This window comes from Caulobacter endophyticus (assembly GCF_029543245.1).
Taxonomy (GTDB): Bacteria; Pseudomonadota; Alphaproteobacteria; order Caulobacterales; family Caulobacteraceae; genus Caulobacter; species Caulobacter endophyticus_A.
The window spans coordinates 169679-191919 of sequence record NZ_JARQWV010000008.1 but is presented as its reverse complement, the minus strand read 5'-3'; the positions used below and the strand labels follow the sequence as shown (position 1 = coordinate 191919).

Below are 22241 nucleotides of genomic sequence, written 5' to 3'. Positions count from 1 at the left end.
AGTTCAGCGTACGAAGGGGTACGACATGCCAGGGGTCGTCGATGTCGTTCCGTGTGAAGGCGGCTGGTGCGTGCGGGTTCACGCCACCGGCGAGGTGCTGCATTTCGCCGGCGGCGGCGAGGCCGAACGGCGCGCGCGCAAGCTGGCGGCGGACGCCGCCGAACCGGTAGAGGTGCGGATCCACGATCGCGGCGGCCGCCTGGTCGGGCGCTGGGTCGCCCAGGGCGCGGCGGCCTGAGAAGGCCTCAGGCGCGCTTGGGCTTCAACTCGACGATCGGCGCGACGCTTTCAGCCGAAGCCGAGGCGGCCTTGGCCTTGGCGGCGGCGATGCTGCGGCGCGAGGCGGCGAAGCGCAGACCAAGGAAGGCGCCAAGCACGGTCAGGGCCACGCCGGCGGCGATCGCCAGGCCCAGTTCCAGGCTGACGCCCGACAGGCTGCGAGCGGCCAGGTAGCCGGGGGCCAGCAGGCTGGCGATCCAGACCACGGCCGACAGCAGGTTGGCGGTCTGGAAGGTCCACCACTTCATCTGCAGGATGCCGGCCATGATCGGCACGAAGGCCCGCAGCGGCCCGAAGAAGCGGCCGATGAAGATCGACGCAACGCCGAAGCGGCGGTTGAACAGGCGGGTGCGGGCGATGGTGCGGCGATGGTCGCGGAAGGCCGGGATGCGCAGCACGCGCGGACCCAGGCGACGGCCCAGGGCGTAGGACACCGCATCGCCCAGCACAGCGCCGATGGTGCACCAGGCCAGGACTTCGAAGGGATCGAGCACGCCGCCGCCGATCAGGGTGCCGGCCAGCAGCATCAGCGCCGTCGCGGGCACGAAGGCGCCGATCAGAACGAGGGATTCGGCGAAGGTAAGCGCCCCAAGGATCAAGCCCGCCCAGCTCTGGTGCTCGGTGACGAAAGCGGCGACGGATTGAAGCAAGTTGTCCATGGGGGTCCTTCGAGCCCCCACATGGAGATCAAGCCGCTTCGCCGCCAGAGCGTTGTGCGCCGTTGCGTCAATTAAACCCGACTGTGCCCCGGATGTCGCACCTTTGGGGACAACTTCGGGACGAGCCGTGCAGAAACGGCGCCGTCCCGAAGGCTTTGCTCAAGCTACAACCGACACCCTATAGGGCTTGACCAATTTTCCACCGTGCATCCCCGCGAAGGCGGGGATCCAAGCCGAGGCCGCAGGTGATCCATGGCCTCGCCACCCCCTGAAAGTCAGCTTGGGTCCCCGCCTTCGCGGGGATTTGGCGGGTTGGAGAATGGCGAGCCCATGAACATCAATCGCCTCTAGAACCGCACCCGCAGGTTCAGGCCGGCGGCCTGGTTGCTGGTGCGGTCGCCGAATTCGGTGGTGTAGTTGAACTTCACCGAGACGCGGTCGTCGCCGATCACCTGGAAATCGATGCCCGCGCGCCAGCCCGACTTGTCGAGCGCGGTGCGGATGTCGGCCGGGTCGGACGAAGCGTTGGCGCCCATCAGCTGGAACGGCATCTGGATCTTGTCGGTCGAGTTGAACAGGCCGCCGACGGTGAACGATACCGCCGCCTGGCTGCGGGCGGTTTCCTTCATGACAAAGCCCAGGGTCAGCTCGGGATTGGCCGTGGCGATCCACTGGGTGTCGGAAAGGCCCCGCGCGCCCATGCCGTCCAGCCCGCGCTCCTCGAAGCGGCGCTGGTGCAGGCCCGTGCCCCAGACATTGAGCGCCGGACGCACGAACAGGCGGCCGTTCTCCACGACGTAGGCGAAACGGGCGTCGGCGCGGACATAGCCGCTTTCCGGATCGGACTCGGCCCGGCCGATGGTGAAGAGCTCGACGAGGCGCGCGGTCTCCATCCACTGCCAGCCGCCCGACAGCGAGAAGGCCATTTCGGCCCCGCCCGACCGGCGCTTGAAGCCCGCCCCGGCGTTGAAGCCCTGGCCCTGCGACCACGAGCGGCCGCCGTCGACGATGACCCGGTCGAGGCGCTCGTAACCCACGGCCGTTGCAAACGACCAGCCGCCGTCCAGGGTCTGCTCGAAGCCGCCGCGCAGGCGGCCGCCCTCGGCCTTGACGGCCAGGGTGTCGGCGTCGCGCTCGCCGTCGGCGGTCGCCCGCTCGATGGTCGCCCACGAGCACTTGCCGTCCACGCGCAAGGTCGGGTTGGCGCAGCCGAACATGGCCTGCGAGAAGCCGTTGGCCGAAGCCAGCTGGCTGCGCAGCGGGGCCAGGTGCGGTTCGGGGTTGAGGCTGGCGAAGATCGCCTTGTAGGCGGCCTCCTGCCCGACCCGCAGATTGCCGATCAGGGCTGTCAGGCGGCCGACGCCGCCGCTGTCGCCCAGGGTGATCGCCGAGTTCATGTGCTTGCCCACGGCCCGTTCGTTCAGGGCCAGGAAGCCCTGATCGAAATGGGTGTCGAAGGCCAGTTGCACGGCGCCGCCGCTGGTCTGGATGCGGTAGTCCATGGCCAGGGTGTCGGTGACCTTGAACCCGTTGTCCGTGATCGAGCCGCCCGCCGTGAACAGGGTCACGGGCTTGGCGTCCTGCAACCAGGTCAGGGTGACGTCGCCGGTTCCGGCCAGGACCACGTCGCCGGTGACGTCGACGCGGTCGGAGCCGTAGGGCCCGAAGGCGACGTCGAACACCGAACGGCCGGTCGCCGTCTGCACGAAATGGCCGTCGAGGGCGACGGTGCTGATCACCCGCGCGCCGTAGTAGGCGTTGGTCCCGGCGTCGCCGAGGCCGTCGAGATTGGCGAAGGTCGCGCCGCCGGCCAGGTCGATCGGCACGCGGGAGGCCGACAGGCCGACCAGGAAGTCGCCGCTGTTGGTGAAGGTCGCCGCGCCATTGGGCACGGCCTGGGCCGAGACGGCGAGCGTGGAGATCCCGCCCCTCGACGCCGACAGCGGGCCGGTTCCGGCCGGGTCGCGCAGGTCGATGGTCTTGAAGGCCATGAAGGCCCCGCCGATCTGGTTGTCGAAGGCGTTGTTCCCCGCGCCCAGGTCGATGTCGCCGATGACGACGCCGCGGTTGTCGACGCGCTCGTCGCCCTGGCCCGAAACGATGGCCTTGCCCGAGACGGCCGAGATCAGGCCGGTATTGGCGAGGCTGTTGGCCGCGCCGCCGCTGATCTGGACGCCGGCGCCCGTTCCCGAACCGCCGCGCACCGAACCGGTGGTGCGCAGGGCGATGTTCCCCGCCCCGTCCGCGCCCAGGCTCTGGGCGAAGACGGCGGTTGAGTCGGCGCCGCCCGCATAGACCTGGCCCGAGAGCAGCAGATCGATGGCCCCGCCCGCGCCGGCGCCGCCGGCCGCGCCGGCGAACTTGCCGTCGACCCAGCCGCCGCCGCCGCCCAGGCTCTGGGCGACGACGCCGTAGGCGCCGCTACCGGTCGCGACGATGTCACCGGTCTGGCGGAAGTCGATGTGGCCGCCGTCGCCGACACCGCCGGCGCTGAGCGCCACGGTCGAGGCCGTCGAGCCGCCGAAGGCCGCGCCGCCGCCGCCGCCGACCGACTGCAGGAAGACGCCGTGCGAGCCCGCGCCGGCCGTGCGGATCGCGCCGGTGTTGGTCAGGATCACGTCGCCGCCGTCGCCCGTCGCGCCGCCGGTCCCGCCCAGGGTGACCGAAAGCTTGGGCGAGCCGGTGACGTGCACCTCGCCACCGCCCGCGCCGATCGACTGGGCGACAAGGCCCAGGCCGTGGTCGCCCTGGGTGGTGACGCCGCCGCTGAAGGCGCCGGTGACGCCGCCGCCGGCCAGGCCCGAACCGCCTTGCGCGCCGAGCGAAGCGACCACGCTCGCACCGCCGGCGCCCGCGCCCGACAGGTTGAGGCCCGCCGAGCCGCCGCCGCCGCCGATCGACTGCAGGATCGCCCCGGTGGCGCCGGCCGCCGTGGTGGTGACCGCCCCGCCCTGGATGCGCGAGACGCCGCCGCCGGCCGCGTCGGTCTGGTTCGCGCCGCCCAGGGTCAGGGTCGTGGCGCCCAGCAGGGCCCCGGCCGGCACCGCGATATCGCCGCTGGCGCGGCCGCCGCCGCCGCCGACCGACTGGGCCAGCACGCCGGAAGTGTTGACGCCGGTGGTGACGATCTGGCCGGCGTGCTCGCTGGCGATCGCGCCGCCGCCGACATTCTGGCCGCCGGAGCCGCCCAGGCCCAGTTGCACCTGGGTGGCGACCGGGGCGTCGACATTGACCTCGTCCAGTTGGCCCGAAAGCAGCAGCTTGAGGTCGATCGCCCCGCCGCCGCCGCCGATCGACTGGGCGAACGAGGCCACGCCGTTCTTCCCGGCCGCGCCGAACGTGCCGGTGGTCCTGACGGTGACGAGACCGCCGGCCGCGCCGGAGACGTTCTCGGCGCCGGCCTTGGCGACGACCATCGGGTCGACGCGGCCGGTGGAGCCGTCCGGCTTGATGTAGGGCTGGCCGGGCAGGCCGATGATCCCCGAGAAGTCGAGGCCCAGCGTGCCGCCGCCGCCGTTGATGCTCTCGGCCTTGATGGCCATGGCGCCGTCGCCGAGCACGGTGATGTCGCCCGAGTGGTTGACGGCGACCGCCCCGCCCTGCCCGCCCGAACCGCCGCCGATGGCGCCGACCGTGGCGGCCAGGGCGTTGGACAGGATCAGGCTCTTGGCCTCGCCGGTCAGGCTGAAGGCCATCTGGGCGTCGCCGCCGCCGCCGCCGATGCTCTGGGCCACGACGCCATGGGCGCGGGCGCCGGTGGTCAGGATGCGGCCGCTGTTGGTGACGATGACCTCGCCGCCGTCTCCGCCGTCGCCGCCGATGCCGCCCAGCGAGACGAGCGGCGCGTTGCCGAGCGCGCCGATCAGCAGGTTGGCGGCGATGACCATGCCGCCATTGCCGCCGCCGCCGCCGATCGACTGGGCCAGCACGCCATAAGCGTCCGCGCCCGTGGTCTGGATCAGGCCGGCGTTGTCGACCACGACCTTGCCGGCGGTGTTGCCGGTTCCGCCGACGCCGCCGATGTTGAGGCCGACCGAGGCGCTGTTCTCGCCGCTTTTCAGCGCCGTCAGCGACAGGATGGTCGAGCCGTTGCCGCCGCCGCCGCCCAGGCTCTGGGCGAAGAGGCCGTAGGCGCGCTCGCCCGAGGTCGAGATCGTGCCGCTGTCCTTGACGCCGGCCACGGCGCGGTTGGTCACGGTGACCTCGCCGCCCGTGCCGCCGTCGCCGCCGGCGCCGCCTATGTTCAGCACGTAGCGATGGCTCTGCTTGTCGGCGCCGGTGTAGCCGCCGACGACGTCGATCACGAGGCCGCCGTCGCCGCCGCCGCCGCCGATGCTGTTGGCGGCGACGCCCGCCGCGCCGCGGCCCTCGGTGACGATGAGGCCGGTGTTGAGCACCTCGACCGCGCCGCCGGCGCCGCCGGTTCCGCCCGAGCCGCCGATGTTGAGGTCGAAGGAGTCGTTGCTGTTCGTACCCTGGGCGCGGACGTTGAGCACCGCGCCGCCGATGCCGCCGCCGCCGCCGATCGACTGGGCGCGGATGCCGAAGGCGTCGTCGCCCTTGGTATGGACGATACCGCTGCTTGCGACGTCCACGGCGCCGCCCACCGCGCCGGAACCACCGTCGCCGCCGACGCTGACCGTGGCGGTGCGGGTGGTCGTGCCCGAGGGCGCGCCGCCGACCTGGAAGGCGATCGTGCGGGTCATGCCGCCAAGGCCGCCGCCGCCGCCGACAGCCTGGGCCAGGATCCCGTCGGAACGCGCGCCCTCGGTGACGATGGTCGCGGCGCTGTCGACCTCGACCTTGCCCGAGATCGCGCCGACCCCGCCCTTGCCGCCCACGCCCACGGCCGCTGCGGCCGAGGCGCGGACGATGGTGTTGGACGCGCCGCCGCCGACGCCGCCGCCGCCGCCCAGGCTCTGGGCGAAGATCCCGCGGGCGTCGTCGCCGCGCGTGGTCAGAGCGCCCCCGGCGTCGACCTTGACGTCGCCGCCCTCGGCCGCCAGGCCGCCGTCGAGGCCGACGCTGATCGCGCCGCCGAAGGACTCGGCGTTCTCGCCCTGGCCGCGCGTGCCAGTGATGCTGACGGTGGTGGCGCTGGAGGCGCCGCCGCCGCCGCCCACGCTCTGGGCGAAGATGGCCGAGGACTCGTCGCCGGTCGTGTCGATGACGCCCCTGGAGGTCACGTCGACCTTGCCGCCGACGCCGCCCGAACCGCCGATGCGGCCGATGGTGATGTTGACCTCGTTGCGGTTCAGCGGACCCATGGCCATGTCGAGGCCGGTATTGCCGCCGCCGCCGCCGATCGACTGGGCGCGCAGGCCCGCCGAGTTGTCGCCCTTGGTGACGATGGTCCCGAGATGGTCGACCGTGACGTCGCCGCCGTCGCCCGCCGCGCCGGTGGCGCCGCCGATGGCCATGTTCAGGGCGGAGGCGTCCTTGAGCACGCCTGCGCCGATGTTGAAATTGCCCGAGCCGCCGCCGCCGCCGACGCTCTGGGCCAGGAGGCCGTCGCTGTGGGCGCCGTCGGTGACGATATTGCCCGCGTGGGTGACGTCGACCGTGCTGCCCGATCCCGCCCCCGCGCCGTCGCCGCCGACGGTGATGATGGCGGCGACCGGATTGTCGGTCTTGTTGGCCACGGTGGCGGCGATGGTGAAGTTCATACCCGCCGTGCCGCCGCCGCCGCCGACGCTCTGGGCCACCAGGCCGTCGGAGTCGTAGCCGAAAGTGCGGATCAGGCGGGCGTCGACCGAGCCGTCGGCGGCATAGCCGCGCAAGACGTCGACCGCCCCGGCGTTTCCACCCGAACCGCCCGAACCGCCGATGCCCAGGGCGACGGGATTGCCGAACGGCGCGATGGCGCCGGTTGCGCTGACGCCGCCCACCCCGCCGCCGCCGCCGATGGATTGAACCAGGATGCCCTTGGCCCCGCCGGTTAAGTCGACGGCCTCGAGCGTGTCCTCGCCCGCGGCCGGATTGGCCTTCAGCCTGCCGTTGACGATCACGTCGCCCAGGCTGTCCAGCGAGACGTCGCCCGCATCGGCGCCGGTCCCGCCCTGGCCGCCGATCCCGACGGCGATGGCGAAGCCGTTAGAGGACGAGGTCGACTTGCCCAGATTGACGTCGGCCGCGACGTTGAGGCCGCCCGAACCGCCGCCGCCGGCGACGCTCTGCACAAGCACGCCGATGGCGTCGACGCCTTCGACCCAGACCTGGCCGTCCTGGGCGACGGTGACGTCGCCGCTGATGTTGCCCGCGCCGCCGAAGCCGCCGAGGCCGAAGACGATCGAGGGCTCGTCGCCCGAGGTGTCGGCGCTGATCCCGCCGGAGATGTTGATGCCGCCCGCGCCGCCGCCGCCGCCGATCGACTGGGCCATCAGGCCGCGCGACCGGTCGCCCGCCGCGAACAGGTTGGCGGTGACGTCGGCCTTGACGTCCTTGCCCTTGCCGCCGTCGCCGCCGAAGCCGCCGACGCCCGCGACCAGCTGGCCGTCCATGGCGATGCCGCCCGAGACGTTGATGCCGCCCGCGCCGCCGCCGCCGCCGATCGACTGGGCCACGGCCGCATAACGGTCGTCGCCCACGGCGGTGACCTGCACGTGGTCGGCGGTGGGACCGGCGATGGTCAGGCCCACCTCGCCGGCGTCGCCGCCCTTGCCGCCGAAGCCGCCGACACCCAGTGCGATGGAGCGGCTGGCCGAGGATCCGCCCGGCTTGGTCAGAGACAACTGGCCTGTGACGTTGAGGCCGCCCGAGCCGCCGCCGCCGCCCACGCTCTGGGCCATGACGCCGTTGGAGCCGTTGAGGCGCGTGCGATCGGCCGCGATGGTGAATTCGAAATCCGAGCCCAGCAGCGGGATCTTGACCACCTGCTCGGGCGTGGTGATGTCGGATTCCAGGCCCTGGGCCCAGACATTGCCCGTGACGCTGGCCTTGACGTCGCCCGCCTGGCCGCCGTCGCCGCCGAAGCCGCCCAGGCCGAAGCCGAAGCTGCCGGCCGTGCCCTTGGTGGTGGCCGACAGGCCGCCGGCGACGTTGATGCCGCCCTGGCCGCCGCCGCCGGCGATGCTCTGGGCGATGATCCCGTCGGAATTGGCGCCGTCGGTGAGGGTGTCGCCGACGCGGGTCAGTTTCACGACGCCTGAGGCGCCGCCCTTGCCGCCGAAGCCGCCGATGCCGACCGATCCGGTTCCCGCCGTGCCGGCGCTGACCGCCACCGCGCCCGAGACGTTGAGACCGCCCGAGCCGCCGCCGCCGCCGATCGACTGGGCCACCACGCCGTCGGCCTCGTCGCCCGAGGTCTGGTAGCGGCCGGTGACGGTTCCGGTGACGTCCTTGCCGACGCCCGCGCCGCCGCCGAAGCCGCCGACGCCCAGGCCTATGGCCACCGCGGCGTTGTTGCCGGCCGACAGCGCGACCGAGCCGCTGACATTGATCCCGCCGTTGCCGCCGCCGCCGCCCAGGCTCTGCAGCATGGCGCCGAACGAGCCGTCGCCCTCGGTGGTGACATTGCCGGTCAGCACGCCCTTGACGATGTCGGCGTCGCCGCCGCCGCCGCCGAAGCCGCCCAGGCCGAAGCCGATGGCGCCGTTGGTCCCCTGCGAGGCGCTGACGAGGCCGGTGACGTTGAAGCCGCCCGAGCCGCCGCCGCCGCCCACGCTCTGCAGCAGGGCGCCGTGGGCGTCGTCGCCCTTGGTGGAGATATTGCCGGTCAGCGTGGCGTCCACCTCGCCGGCCTTGCCGCCGTCGCCGCCGAAGCCGCCGACCCCGACGCCCAGCGTGCCGGTCCCGCCGCCGCTGGCGGCCAGGCTGATCCCGCCGGTGATGTTGAAGGCGCCCGCGCCGCCGCCGCCGCCCAGGCTCTGGTAACTGGCCCCGAAGGCGCGATCGCCCACGGTGACGATGTCGCCGGTGACGCCGCCATCGACCTTGCCGGCAGCGCCGCCGGTTCCGCCAAAGCCGCCCACGCCGACCAGGATGTTGCCCGCCGCGGTCTTGGAGGCCGAAATGCCGCCGGTGACGTTGAAGCCGCCACTGCCGCCGCCGCCGCCCACGCTCTGGACGAGCACGCCGGACGCGTCGGCGCCCTTGGCGCCGACGTCGCCGGTGATCTTGCCGGTGACCGCCTTGCCGTCGCCGCCCTTCTCGCCGCCGCCGCCGACCCCGACGCCGATATTGCCCGCGCCGCTCTTGGCGGCCGAGAAGCCGCCGGCGATCGAGAAGCCGCCGCTGCCGCCGCCGCCGCCCACCGACTGGGCGACAATGGCGCGAGCGCCTTCACCCTCGGTCACAGCTGCGATCAGGTCGCCAAGCGGGTCGGCCACGCCGTCGTTGACCTTGAGGGTGACGATGTCGGCGTCGCCGCCCTTGCCGCCTGAGCCGCCGACCGCGACGCTGACCGTGCCGGCGCCGTTGGCCGAGAGGGCGATGCCGCCCGCGACCGAGAAGCCGCCGCTGCCGCCGCCGCCGCCCACGCTCTGGGCGATAATCGCGTCGCTGTGCGCGCCCTTGGTAGTAGTCGTTCCGATGACGTCGAGACGGACCTCGCCGCCCTTGCCGCCGTCGCCGCCGCTGCCGCCGACGCCCACACTGATGCCGCCGGCCGCCGTGGCCGCGCCGCCGATCGAGCCGGCGACGTTGAAGCCGCCGCTGCCGCCGCCGCCGCCGATGCTCTGGGCCACGACGCCGTCGGCGTCGGCGCCTTCGGTCAGGGTGTCGCCGACCATCCTGCCGATGACCAGCATGCCGTCACCGCCGCCGCCGCCCGCGCCGCCGACCCCGACCGAGATCCCCGCGCCGGCCGTCTGGGCCACGCCGATCGAGCCGGAAACGTTGAAACCGCCCGAGCCGCCGCCGCCGCCCACGCTCTGCACCAAGAGGCCGCCGGACTGGTCGCCCTTGGTGTGGATGTCGCCCTCGACCGTACCATCGGCGGTCCCGGCGTTGCCGCCCTTGCCGCCCGCGCCGCCGACGCCGACCGAAACCCCGACGCCGGCCGTGCCGCCGCCGCCGATCGAGCCGGCGACATTGAAGCCGCCGCTGCCGCCGCCACCGCCCACGCTCTGGACGATCACGGCCGTCGAGCGCTTGCCGCTGGTGGAGACGTCGCCGCCGATGCGGCCCGTAGCGCTGTCGCCGATGCCGCCGTCGCCGCCGCTGCCGCCGACCCCGGCCGAGGCCCCGCCCCCCGCCGTGCCGGCTACGGCGACCGTGCCCGAAACATTGAAGCCGCCGCCGCCGCCGCCGCCGCCGACCGACTGGATCAGCGCGCCGATGGCGTCGTCGTCGCCGGTGGTGATGGCGCCGTCGAAGTCGACGTCGACGACGCCGCCCTTGCCGCCCTTGCCGCCGCTGCCGCCGACGCCCACGGCCGCCGAGGCCGAAGCCACGCCGGCGCCCGCGCCGGAGAACGCCACGGTGTAGCCGCCATTGCCGCCGCCGCCGCCCACGCTCTGGGCGACGAGGCCGGTCGAGAACTTGCCTTCGGTGAGGATCGCCCCGCCCGACTTGATGTCGACCAAGCCGCCTTCGCCGCCGTCGCCGCCCTTGCCGCCCAGGGCGACCGAGAACGCCGCCGCCGCCGTTTCGCCGGCCGCGAATGCGAACGACAGCGCAAAGCCGCCGCTGCCGCCGCCGCCGCCCACCGACTGGGCGAACAGGCCTTCGGAATAGTCGCCCTTGGTCAGGATCAGCACGTCGCCGTCGATGTCGACCTCGCCGCCCTTGCCGCCGGCCCCGCCGCGACCGCCCACGGCGGCGCTGGCCCCGACGCCGTAGCCCGCCGAGACCTGGGCCGCGAAGCCGCCGTTGCCGCCGCCGCCGCCCACGCTCTGGGCGAAGATCCCGCGCGAGCGCTCGCCGCTCGTGACGATCAGAGGATTGACGAGGCTGGTGGAGCCGCCGGTGGTGACCGTGCTCTGGCTGAGGTCGATGTCGACCTTGCCGCCATCGCCGCCCACCGAGCCCTCGCCGCCGATGGCGACGCCCGCGAAGGCGCTGATCGATACGCTGGAGCCCCCGCTGCCGCCGCCGCCGCCCACGCTCTGGGCGAAGATGCCGTGGGAGTCATTGCCGCCGGTGAAGAGGTCGCCCGCGTGCTTGACCGTGACCAGGCCCGAGCCGCCGCCGGCATTGCCGCCGCCGCCGATGGTCAGGAAGACGCCGCCGGTGCTGCCGCCGTCGCCGCCGCCGCCGCCGACGCTCTGGGCCTGGATGGCGCTGGACAGATCGCCCTTGGTGGTGATCGCGCCGGTGTTGGCCACCGTCACCGCACCGCCGGTGCTGGCCGCGCCGCCCTTGCCGCCGATGGTGACCAGACCGCCGCCGTCGCCGCCGGAGCCGCCGCCGCCGCCCACCGACTGGGCGAAGATCCCGCGCGCCTTGTCGCCGCCCGTCTCGATCACCCCGCCGTTGGTGACGGTCACCGCGCCGCCCGCGCCGCCGCCGCCGGCCGTGCCGCCCAGGGCCACGACGCCGCCGGAGCTGGCGCCCGAGCCGCCGCCACCGCCCACCGACTGGGCGAAGACGCCGTCGGCCCCCTGCTTGGTGGTCTTCACCGAACCGCCGGCGCCGGTGGTCACCGTGACCGAACCGCCCGTACCGCCCAGCGCGCCCGCGCCGCCCAGCGAGACCAGCCCGCCCGTACCCGAGGCCGCGCCGCCGCCACCGCCCACCGACTGGGCGAAGATCCCCCGGGAGTCGACGCCGTCGGTCGACACGATCCCGCTGCTGGAAACCTCGACCGCACCACCCAGGCCGCCGGCGTCGGCCTTGGCGCCCAGCGCCACGAGGCCGCCGCTGACACCGGCGCTGCCGCCGCCGCCGCCGACCGATTGGGCGAAGATGGCGTGGGCGTCGGCGTTCTTGGTCGTCACGGTCGCGCCGCTCTCGACGGTGACCTTGGCCGTCCCGCCGTCACCGCCCGCGCCGCCGCCCGAACCGAGGGCCACGAGGCCGATGGAGACGCCGCCGTTGCCACCGCCCCCGCCCACCGATTGCGCGAACAGGGCGTGGGCGCCCTCGCCTTCGGTGAGCGTGGTCGAACCGGCCTTGGCGACGATCTCGGCCGAGCCGCCCCTGCCGCCGGCCTGGCCGCTGTCGCCGAAGGTGACGATCCCGCCGGCGTCGCCGGCGTTGCCGCCAGAGCCGCCGATCGACTGGGCCAGCACGCCATAGGCGTCCTTGCCCTTGGTCTGGATGAGGCCCGCCTGCTGGACCAGCACCGCGCCGCCGTTGCCGCCGACCGAGCCGCTGCCCGCGTCGCCGATGATGCCGTAGCTGTCGCCGCCGCCTCCGGCCGCGCCGCCCAGGCTCTGGGCCAGTATGCCGATCGCCCCGGCCTTGCCGGTGTAGATGGCGCCGGTGTTGGTGACGTTCACTGCGCCGCCCTGGCCGGCCGTGCCGCCCGTGCCGCCGCTGCCGGCGATGTAGCCCGTGCCGCCCTGACCGCCCTGGCCGCTGCGGCTCTGGGCGAAGATCCCGTGCGAATTGATCCCGTCGGTGACGATGGTCACGGCGCTGCTCAGGGTGACCGCGCCGCCGGCGCCCGCCGCGCCGCCCGCCGCACCCTTGATGTTGCCGTAGGCGTCGCCGCCCGAACCGCCGTTGCCGCCGACGCTGGACACCACCACGCCGGGCAGGTTGTCGGAGACGACCTGGATGTTGCCGTTGTTGGCCACGGTCAGGTCGTGGGTGACGGTCGGCCCGGCCTGGCCGGCGCCGCCGGCGCTGGGCGAATAGGCGATGGTGGCGCAGCCGATCAGCGGAATGCAGATGCTGACCCCGCCGCCGTCGTGGCCGTTGCCGCCGTTGGCCCCGAACTTGGCGTCGGCGAAGGTGTTGACGTCGCCCGTGGCCGGGGTGAACGCGAAGCTGCCCGCCCCGCTGCCCCCCGTGCCCGGCGGAGTGACGACATTGCCGATGTCGGTCGACTTGTTGGTGACCACGACCAGGTTGGAGAAGTTGGCCGTGCCGGCTTCCTTGACGGTGACGCCGACCACGCGATTGTCGGCGTTCAGGGTGACGGCGGTCACCTCGTAGTTCTTGCCGGTCTGCGGGTCGGTGAAGACGTCGCCGACCGTAGTGGCCAGAAGGATGATGTTGCCGGCGTCGGTGCGGACGGCCGTGCTGGTCAGGGTCTCGACCACCTGCTCGTTGGCGCCAGAGACCGGGTTCAGGATCGTGTCGCCGACACTATAGACAGGCAGCGCGCCCATCAGGGCCATCGAAACGGCGGAAGACCCCGCCAGCGTTCCGGCCAGCCCCGCGCCACTTTCGCGCGCCGCGGCGGCCAAGGGGGCCGACAGGACCGCGCCCGCGGTGACGATCATGGCCAGGCGCTTGAGCCGCTTGGCGAAGCGGGAACCGGCGACCGTGGCCGCGGCGATCGGCGCCTCTGGCGCGGTCGGATCGTCCTTGGCCAGGGCCAGGCGTTCGGCCAGTCGGCCGAGGGCGGCTTTCAGGGCCCCGGCGTCGGGATCACCGCGCAGGGACAGGCTCTGAACCAGGCCCAGAACCTGGGCGGCGGCCGAGGCCGCCTCGCTGCGGGAAAGGCCTTCGGCGTCAATCGCCTGGATCAGCTGGTCGACGAGCGCGGCGGCCTGGGCCAGCCTGGATGCGCCTTGCTTCTTCGCCACGATCTTATCCCCCAGGCGTCAAAGCGTGACTCGATGGTGATATTCGAGTTCACAAACCAGCAGTTTCTCTTCGCGGTTGATGCACGCGGCAGTGACAATCGGCACATCGCGTTCGAACGCCGGCTCTCGACCGGGGCGTCATCCTGTCGCACCACCCCGCTCCCGAAGAACAATAAGTTTAATTAAATCAAATAGAAGACCCGCCTTCAGCACGCCTCTTCACCGTGCCTGAAGGGCTCCTGCACGATGCTCAGAGCTGAAAATTCAGCGTCCCCAAATTGAGTAGTACAACTTTCAGAGGCGGGTTTCCGATAACTCGCCAAGCGAAAGGCTCGCAACGACAACCCTACGGCGGCAGAATAATCGATGCACTTGAAAGCATATTCGCCAAACACGCGACGTTTGCGCCCTAGATACTGAAAAATAGTGCGTTTTACATACGCCGATCCGCCGCCCGTATCAATTTTGCATTAAAGCGGCCGATGTATTTACTTACCAAACCGTTAAGCCGTTAAATCCACGGCGAAGGGGGAAACCTCTTCTTTGTCCGCAGCAAATGATGCGCGGTTGAGAAAACTTAGAGGAGGATACGTCATGAATACTCTGCGCGAACTGATCTTCGAAGAAGACGGCGCGGCCGCGGCCGAATACGCCCTGATCCTGGCCATCATCGGCAGCGCGATCGCCGTCGCGGCGGTGCTGCTGGGCACCAACATCGGGGTCGCCATCACGGACGCCGCCACCTGCGTGGCCAATCCGTCGGCCGCCAACTGCTGAGCCAAGTCGTCGGCGGCGCGGGGCGGCAAGCCGCGTCGCCGACCCATGGCGGTGAGCCAGGACAGGCTCCCTGCTGACGTGGGGAGGGGGTTGCAACAATGCAGACGAAGACCGTCATATCCCTTGGCGCGGCCGCTGTGCTGGGCCTGGGCGCCGTGCTCGCCGCACGGGTCTATATGAGCGCCGGGCGCGTGGACGCCCCGGTGGTCAAGGAAACCGGCTCGACGCCCGTCGTCGTGGCCTCCCAGCCTCTGGCGAGAGGCTTCAAGCTCCAGTCCGCGGTGCTGAAGGTCGCACACTATCCGGCCGACGCCGTGCCGGCGGGCGCCTTCCGCTCCATTCCAGAGGCCGCTTCCGGCCCGGGCGGCGCGCGCATCGCGCTGAAGGACATCGCCGCCAACGAGCCGATCCTGGCCGACCGCGTGTCGGGCTCGGGCGGCCGCTCCAACCTCGCCAGCTCGCTGGGCGAAGGCATGCGGGCGGTGTCGCTGCGGGCCAACGACGTCGCCGGCGTCGGCGGGTTCGTGCTGCCGGGCGACCGGGTGGACGTGCTGCTGACCCGCAGCAAGGACAACAACCAGCCCGAGACCAGCCTGACCCAGGTGCTGGCCGAGAACGTCCGCGTCGTCGGCGTCGACCAGTCCGACGACCAGGGCGCCGACAAGCCGGTGGTGGTCAAGGCGATCACCGTCGAGGTCACGCCCGACCAGGCCCAGGCCATCACCCTGGCCCAGGCCGTGGGCGCCGTGTCGCTGGCCCTGCGCCAGATCTCCGACCAGGCGCCGCTGGGCCGCCGGACCATGACGCTGGCCGACCTGTCGCGGGGCATGGGCCCCACCCAGGTCAACGCGTCCGCGCCGACGCCCGTCCGGGCCGTCGCCCCCCGCCGCCCCGCGGCGCCGCGACCGGCCTCTTCGTCCATGCCGCCGTCGTCGACCGAGGTCCGCGTGACCCGCGGCGTCGAGACGACCGGCTATCGGGTGGGGCTGTGACCATGGCCCCGCTCGCTCCCCTTCCCTCCCGCCGGCGCGCCGCTGACGCGCGCGGCGCAGGACCCGCTCACATGACCCTGAAACGCTCGCTGCTGGCCGCGGCCGCCGGCCTGCTGCCCCTGCTGGCGGCAGTCCCGACCACCGCCTCGGCCCAAGCCCCCGCCGCCATCTCCGACGTCGCCGTCCGCAAGGTCGAGGTCAATGTCGCCGTCGGCAAGGCCCAGGTCCTGGAGCTGCCCGCTCCGTACACGGACATCATGATCGGCAACCCCGACACCGCCGACGTGCTGCCCCTGACCTCGCGGTCGGTCTACGTGGTCGGCAAGAAGCTGGGCGGCACGACGCTGACCGCCTACGGCCCGGGCCGCAAGCTGGTGGCCGCCGCCAACGTGGTGGTCGGCGCCGACGTCGAGACCCTGCGCCAGCGGATGCGCGACGCCCTGCCCAACGAGGAGAACCTGAAGGTCGCCTCGGGCAACCAGTCGATCGTGCTGACCGGCACCGCCAGCAGCGGCGCCGTCGCCGGCCGCGCCGCGGCCCTGGCCGAGAGCTTCGCGCCCGGCCAGGTGGTCAACATGCTTTCGGTCCAGGGCAGCCAGCAGGTCACCCTGTCGGTGCGCATCGTCGAGATGGAGCGCGCCACGGCCAAGGCCCTGCGGCTGAACATGAACACCGCCAACCCGGCCTCGCCGAACTACCACAACTTCGTCATCGGCACCGGCGACACGGGCGTGGCCACCACGCTGACCGACACTTTCGGCCTGCTGAAGTTCCCGCTGCGGGCCGGCGACGTGGATCTGGACGTGCTGTTCGACGCGCTGGAGACCAAGGGCCTGGTCAAGACCCTGGCCGAGCCGAACCTGACGGCCATGTCGGGCGACACCGCCAACTTCCTGGCCGGCGGCGAATTCCCCGTCCCCGTGGCCCAGAACCAGAGCGGCGGCCAGACGACGATCACGGTCGAGTTCAAGCAGTTCGGCATCGGCCTGGCCTTCACCCCCACCGTCCTGCAGGACGGCATGGTGAACCTGGTGGTCAATCCCGAGGTCTCGAGCATCGACCCCAACGCCTCGTTCGTCAGCAACGGGCTGCGGATCCCCGGCATCAAGGTGCGCCGCGCCAAGACCACAGTCGAACTGCGCGACGGCGAGTCCTTCACGATCGCGGGCCTGATCCGCGACGACTACCAGGATCAGATCCGGCAGTTCCCGATGCTGGGCGACCTGCCGATCCTGGGCTCGCTGTTCCGCTCGACGAGCTACCAGCGCAACCAGACCGAATTGGTGATCCTGGTCACGCCGCATCTGGTGCGCCCGACCCGGGCCCGCCAGGCGACCCCCGCCGACAACTTCGTGCCGCCGTCCGACACCGAACTGTTCCTGCTGGGCAAGACCCAGTCCAGCTCGCAACCAGCCAAGGGAGGGGTCGATGGACCTCAAGGCCATGTCCTTCAATAGGATCCTGCTGGCCGCCGCGGCCCTGACCGTGTCCGGGGCCGCCCTCGCCGGCTGCACCGACGCCCGCAAGGACCTGTCGCCCGACTTCGGCGTCGCCCTGCGCAGCAACCTCGCCGCCCAGATCGCCGATCCGGAAGCCCGCTACGAAGGCGTGCTGCAGCCAGGCGGCGACGGGACCCGGGCCGCCCTGGCGGTGACCCGCTACGGCAAGAACCAGGTGATCCAGCCCGTCCAGGCCAGCACCTCCAGCATCGACAACAAGGGAGCGGCCAAGTCTCCGGCCAACTGACCATGTCGCGCGCCCCTCGCCTTCTTCGTCGCTTCGTCCAGGATCGCTCCGGCACGGTGGCCACCCTCACCGGGGTGGCCCTGATCGGACTGGTCGCCATCGGGGGCCTGGCCTTCGACGTCAGCCGGGCCCTGGCCCTGCGGGCCGAACTGGAGAACGCGGTGGACGCCGCGGCCCTGGCCGGCGCCAGCCAGCTGGACGGCATGAGCGGGGCCATGGGGCGGGCCCAGACGGCGGCCATGGGCAGCCTGGTCAGCAACCGCCAGGCCCTGGGCGACACTTTCGAAAGCAACGTGGCCGTCGCGGCCAGCGACATCACCTTCCTGTCCAGCCGCGACCCGGACGTCACCGCCACCACCGACGCCACCGCCAAGTTCATCCGCATCAACCTGGCGCCGCGCTCTCGCGGCCTGGTGTTCGGCGCCCTGACCGGCGTCGCCGGCTTCAACGCCACCGCCCGCGCGGTGGCCGGCTACGGCACGGCGATCTGCAAGGTGCCGCCGCTGATGATCTGCAACCCGAACGAGGCGACCAGCCTGGTGTTCGACGGCGACACCTATATCGGCAAGAACTTCGTCCTGACCCCGCCCCCAGGCGGCAACGGCGCCTGGGGGCCGGGGAACTTCGGCTTCCTGTCGGTGGGATCGGGCGCGGCCGACGTCAAGAACGCCATGGGCCGCTATCCGCCGCTGACCGAGTGCTTCGGCTCCGTGGTGCAGACCCAGACCGGCAACATCGCCTCGGCCGACGACTACTTCAACGTCCGCTTCGACATCTACAAGTCCTCGGCCAGCGGGCTGAAGAACGACCCGCTGTTCCGACCCGCGATGAACACCCTGGTCGGGGCCAAGACCAACGCCGGCAACAGTTCCTGCACCCCGAGCGTCTCGGTTCCCAGCAACAGCTGCTCGAGCAGCGCGGCGGTGGCCGGCGGCATGGGCCTGCCCCGCGACTGCAACCAGTCGAGCGTGGTGGGCAGCGGGGTCTGGAACAAGGCGCAGTACTTCGCCACCAACCACTCGGGCATCAACCCGACGACCTACATCCCGCAGGTTCCCGCAGGTTCCACCGGCACGGGCTGGAACGCCTATGGCCCCGCTCCGGCGGCCGGCGTCACCAGCCCGACGCGCTACCAGGTCTACAAGTGGGAGCTGGCCATGCTGAGCGGGACGATCTCGACCCCGGCCGGCGCCTTCTCCGACGGCCAGACCGCCAACAGCGGCTCGCACGACTACGCCCGCCCCCAGTGCAACACGACCGGCGCCCAGGCCACGCCTGATCGCCGCACGATCTCGGCCGTGGTCGTCAACTGCAACGCCGACAACGTCCACGGCAGCTCCACCGTCCACGTCATCGCCTATGTCGACCTGTTCCTGATCGGCCCGGCCGTCAGCAACTCGATCTATGGCGAGGTCGTCGGCTCGACCACCGACACGTCGGCGGTCGGCACGGAGACCATGCTCTACTCGGTGCGGCTCTATGACTGAGCGCCCTCCCCTTGCCCGACGGCTGGCTGAACGGCTCTGGGCCGGGCGCGAAGGCTCGGCGGCGGTGGAGTTCGCCCTGGTGCTGCCGTTCATGGTGCTGCTGTGCTTCGCCTTCGTCGGCGCGGGACGGCTGTTCTGGAACTATCACATCGCCGTCTCGTCGGTGCGCGACGCCGCCCGCTACGCCGCCCGCCTGCCGATGACTTGCGCGGGCCTGACCAACGCCGGCGACGTCACCAACGTCCAGAACCTGACCCGCACCGGCACCAAGGACGGCTCGGGCTCGCCGCTGATCGCGACCTGGACCAGCAACGCCACGGTGACGGTCACCGTCACCTGCGTCAGCAACGCCGGCGGGACCTATTCGGGCCGCTACGACGGCATGACCGGCGCGCCCCGCGTGCAGGTCGCCGCGACGCCGCCCTACATCGAATCCTTCGGCCCGCTGACCGGCATCACCCTCACCTCGTTCACGGTCAGCTCTCAACAGGCGTGGACAGAATGACCCGGCTCCGCACCACCGCATCGCGGCTGGTCCGCGACGAAAGCGCCGCCACGGCGACCGAGTTCGGCCTGGTGTGCTTCGCCTTCATCGTCATGCTGTTGGCGGTGATCGACATGGGCCGGCTGGGCTGGACCATCAACACCGCAAAGACCGCCACCCGCGAGGGCGCGCGCCTGGCCGTCGTCAGCCCGATGGTCTCGACCTACATGGCTGGCTACGACGGCACCGCCACCTATGGCGGCGGCGGCACCGTGCCCGACATGGCCTTCAGCTGCACCGGCTCGAACACGACCTGCACCCAGACGCAGGGCAGCGGCGGCTCGCCGGGCTTCGACAACACCACCTTCACGGCCGTCCTCAACAAGATGCAGGCCTACCAGCCCGACATCACGGCCGCGGACGTGACCATCACCTATCGCCATGTCGGCATCGGCAAGGTGGGCAACCCCTACGCCCCCGACATGGAGCCGCTGGTCAGCGTCAGCGTCGCCAACCTCACCTTCCAGAGCGTGGCGCTGCAGATCTTCGGCGTCGCGCCCTTCAACCTGCCGACCATGACGTCGACACTCAGCGGAGAGAGCCTGTCATGAGCCTGCTCCATTTCGGCCGCCCCAAGACGGTTGCGCCGCCACCCCCGTCCAGCCAACGCCCGACAGCCTGGCGCGTGGGCCTGTGCGGCGCGGGCCTGGGCGCGGATCCGCCGGTGGCGATGCTGTCGGGGATGTTCCCGGCGGTCACCTTCCGGCTGCTAGACTGCGCCTGGCCCGAGCGGGCCGCCCACGCCTTCGACCTGCTGATCGTCGGCGTGGACGCCGGCGATCCCGCCGAGCTGGAGCGCATGACCTCGCGGATCGCCTCCAGCGCCGGACGCTTCGAGGTGCTGGTGGCCATGCGCGGCGCCGACATCGAGGCCACCCGCCGCCTGCTGCACCAGGGCGCGGCCGACGTGCTGCCGGCCCCGGTCAGCGACACCACCCTGGCCATCGCCCTGGAGCGGATCTTCTGCCGGCTCGACACCGGCCGGGCCCACAAGCGCAGCGGCGAGATCATCAGCGTGCTGAAGGCCGGCGGCGGCGTCGGCGCCACCTCGCTGGCCGCCCAGACGGCGGTGATGCTAGCCGGACGCACCGGCTCGGCCGGCGTCTGCCTGGCCGACCTGGACGTGCAGATGGGCGCCGCGGCGCTCTATCTCGACGTCGGCGACGCGGTGACGATCGGCCAGGTGCTGGCCGCCGGCGGCGCGGTAGAGGAAATGCCCTTCGCCACGTCCCTGCCCACCCACCGCAGCGGCGTCGCCGTGCTGGGCGCACCGCAGGAGATGATGCCGGTCGAGGCCCTCAGCCCCGCCGTGGTCGACGGCCTGATGGCCGCCCTGCGCCGCGACTTCGAGACCACCCTGGTGGACCTGCCCACGGTCTGGACCGCCTGGACCAACCGCCTGTTGCGGCAGTCGCAGCGGATCGTGCTGGTGACCCACCTGTCGGTGCCGCACGTGCATCTGGCCCGCCGCCAGCTGCACATGCTGACTGCCCAGCGGCTGGACGACGTGCCGGTGACCCTGGTCTGCAACCAGGTCGAGCCCGACAGCGCCAGCGGCCTGTCGCTGAAGGCCGCCGAGCAGGCCATCGGCCGGCCGTTCGACCTCGTTGTCCCTGAGGACCGCAAGCTGATGCATCAAGCGATCAACCAGGGCCTGGCGCTGAGCGCCGTGCGCCGGGGCAGCAAGCTCGAGGCCGCGATCAGCCGCCTGGCCGACACCCTGGTCCCCGCCCAGCCCGTCGCCCTCGCCCAGGTCGGGAGGTAAGCCATGCTCTGGAGCGAAGAAACCCGCCGGGTCGAAAGCCTTGCCGCCGCCGCCGATTTCGCCCAGCCCGCGCCGATCGACGACGCCCTGGGACTGAAGGTGCGGCTGCATCAGCGGCTGATCGACCTTCTGAACCTCAGCCTGCTGGACCGCACCCCGCGCGAGACCCTGCGCCAGGAGATCCGCGGCGCGGTCAGCGGTCTGCTGGCCGACGAGAAGCGCCTGCTGACCCCGGCCCAGACCGACCAGTTGGTCGACGAGATCCTCGACGAGCTCCTTGGCCTTGGCCCGCTCGAGCCGCTGCTGAAGGACGACACCGTCACCGACATCCTGATCAACACCCACGAGATGGTCTATGTCGAGCGGCAGGGCCGCCTGCATCGCACCAACGTGCGGTTCCAGGACACCCGCCACCTGGTGCGGATCATCAACAAGATCGTCGCCGCTGTCGGCCGCCGCATCGACGAGAGCCAGCCGATGGTCGACGCGCGCCTGGCCGACGGCAGCCGCGTCAACGCCATCATCCCGCCACTGGCCGTGGACGGCCCCTTGGTCTCGATCCGCAAGTTCTCGCGCGTGCCGCTGGCCATGAGCCGGCTGGTCGAGCTGGGCAGCATCACCCAGGAAATGGCCATGGTGCTGGAGGCCGTCGTCCAGGCCCGGCGCAACGTGCTGATCTCGGGCGGCACGGGCTCGGGCAAGACCACCCTGCTCAACGCCATGTCGGCCTATATCGACGAGCGCGAGCGGATCATCACCATCGAGGACTCCGCTGAGCTGCAACTCCAGCAGCCGCACGTCGGCCGCCTGGAGACCCGCCCCGCCAACATCGAGGGCCAGGGCGAGGTGCAGCAACGGGAACTGGTCCGCAACGCCCTGCGCATGCGGCCCGACCGCATCATCGTCGGCGAAGTCCGCTCAGGCGAGGCCTTCGACATGCTGCAGGCCATGAACACCGGCCACGACGGCTCGATGACCACCGTGCACGCCAACACCCCGCGCGACGCCCTCTCGCGGGTGGAGCAGATGGTCGGCATGGCGGGCCTGGACATTCCCGCCCGCTCCGTGCGCGGCCAGATCGCTTCGGCCATCCACGTGGTGGTGCAGGCCGAGCGGATGGAGGACGGCCACCGCCGCATCGTGTCGGTGTCGGAGATCACCGGCATGGAGGAGGACGTCATCTGCATGCAGGAGATCTTCCGCTTCCGCCGCGCGGGTCGCTCGACCGACGGCAAGGTGGCCGGGACCTACGAGGCCACGGGGGTTCGCCCGCGGTTCATGGAGGTGCTGCACGCCCGCGGCGTGGACCTGCCCTCCAATCTCTTCTCGCCTGGCCGGATCTCGGGGTGACGCC

The 22241-nt window shown here is 71.9% G+C and carries 12 protein-coding genes; 10 read left to right on the top strand and 2 right to left on the bottom strand.

What is annotated here, in order from left to right; all coding sequences use genetic code 11:
• Positions 1 to 25 precede the first annotated feature (25 nt).
• Positions 26 to 238: a DUF2188 domain-containing protein gene (locus P7A99_RS10015; protein WP_277793740.1), complete on the top strand. Its 213-nt coding sequence runs from the start codon at positions 26 to 28 to the stop codon at positions 236 to 238.
• A gap of 7 nt (positions 239 to 245) precedes the next feature.
• Here P7A99_RS10015 and P7A99_RS10010 read toward each other — a convergent pair whose 3' ends face one another.
• Positions 246 to 938 carry a DedA family protein gene (locus tag P7A99_RS10010; RefSeq protein WP_277793739.1) on the bottom strand — a complete coding sequence of 231 codons (693 nt, stop codon included), beginning with the start codon at positions 936 to 938 and terminating at the stop codon, positions 246 to 248.
• A 347-nt stretch (positions 939 to 1285) separates the two neighbouring features.
• The gene (locus P7A99_RS10005) at positions 1286 to 13576 is read right to left on the bottom strand and encodes a hypothetical protein (protein WP_277793738.1); all 12291 of its coding nucleotides are present in this window, start codon (positions 13574 to 13576) and stop codon (positions 1286 to 1288) included.
• Between the two features lie 594 nt (positions 13577 to 14170).
• On the opposite strand from P7A99_RS10005, the gene P7A99_RS10000 reads away from it, so the two are divergent.
• The 9 genes from P7A99_RS10000 (at position 14171) to P7A99_RS09960 (ending at position 22237) form a co-directional block, all read left to right on the top strand.
• Complete coding sequence (locus tag P7A99_RS10000; protein WP_165255114.1) at positions 14171 to 14353, top strand: Flp family type IVb pilin; 183 nt, start codon at positions 14171 to 14173, stop codon at positions 14351 to 14353.
• Positions 14354 to 14451: 98 nt separating this feature from the next.
• Positions 14452 to 15345, top strand: coding sequence for a Flp pilus assembly protein CpaB (cpaB, locus tag P7A99_RS09995; RefSeq protein WP_277793737.1), 894 nt, complete (start codon positions 14452 to 14454; stop codon positions 15343 to 15345).
• A 71-nt stretch (positions 15346 to 15416) separates the two neighbouring features.
• Positions 15417 to 16802 carry a type II and III secretion system protein family protein gene (locus P7A99_RS09990; protein WP_277793736.1) on the top strand — a complete coding sequence of 462 codons (1386 nt, stop codon included), beginning with the start codon at positions 15417 to 15419 and terminating at the stop codon, positions 16800 to 16802.
• Positions 16774 to 17091 carry a hypothetical protein gene (locus tag P7A99_RS09985; RefSeq protein WP_277793735.1) on the top strand — a complete coding sequence of 106 codons (318 nt, stop codon included), beginning with the start codon at positions 16774 to 16776 and terminating at the stop codon, positions 17089 to 17091. Before P7A99_RS09990 ends, P7A99_RS09985 begins: the two co-directional genes overlap by 29 nt.
• Before the next feature lie 2 nt (positions 17092 to 17093).
• Complete coding sequence (locus P7A99_RS09980) at positions 17094 to 18578, top strand: TadE/TadG family type IV pilus assembly protein (RefSeq protein ID WP_277793734.1); 1485 nt, start codon at positions 17094 to 17096, stop codon at positions 18576 to 18578.
• The gene (locus P7A99_RS09975; RefSeq protein ID WP_277793733.1) at positions 18571 to 19083 is read left to right on the top strand and encodes a TadE/TadG family type IV pilus assembly protein; all 513 of its coding nucleotides are present in this window, start codon (positions 18571 to 18573) and stop codon (positions 19081 to 19083) included. Before P7A99_RS09980 ends, P7A99_RS09975 begins: the two co-directional genes overlap by 8 nt.
• Complete coding sequence (locus tag P7A99_RS09970) at positions 19080 to 19673, top strand: TadE/TadG family type IV pilus assembly protein (RefSeq protein ID WP_277793732.1); 594 nt, start codon at positions 19080 to 19082, stop codon at positions 19671 to 19673. The genes P7A99_RS09975 and P7A99_RS09970 overlap by 4 nt, the downstream gene beginning before the upstream one ends.
• The gene (locus P7A99_RS09965; RefSeq protein WP_277793731.1) at positions 19670 to 20887 is read left to right on the top strand and encodes an AAA family ATPase; all 1218 of its coding nucleotides are present in this window, start codon (positions 19670 to 19672) and stop codon (positions 20885 to 20887) included. Before P7A99_RS09970 ends, P7A99_RS09965 begins: the two co-directional genes overlap by 4 nt.
• A gap of 3 nt (positions 20888 to 20890) precedes the next feature.
• Positions 20891 to 22237, top strand: coding sequence for a CpaF family protein (locus P7A99_RS09960; protein WP_277793730.1), 1347 nt, complete (start codon positions 20891 to 20893; stop codon positions 22235 to 22237).
• Positions 22238 to 22241 lie beyond the last annotated feature (4 nt).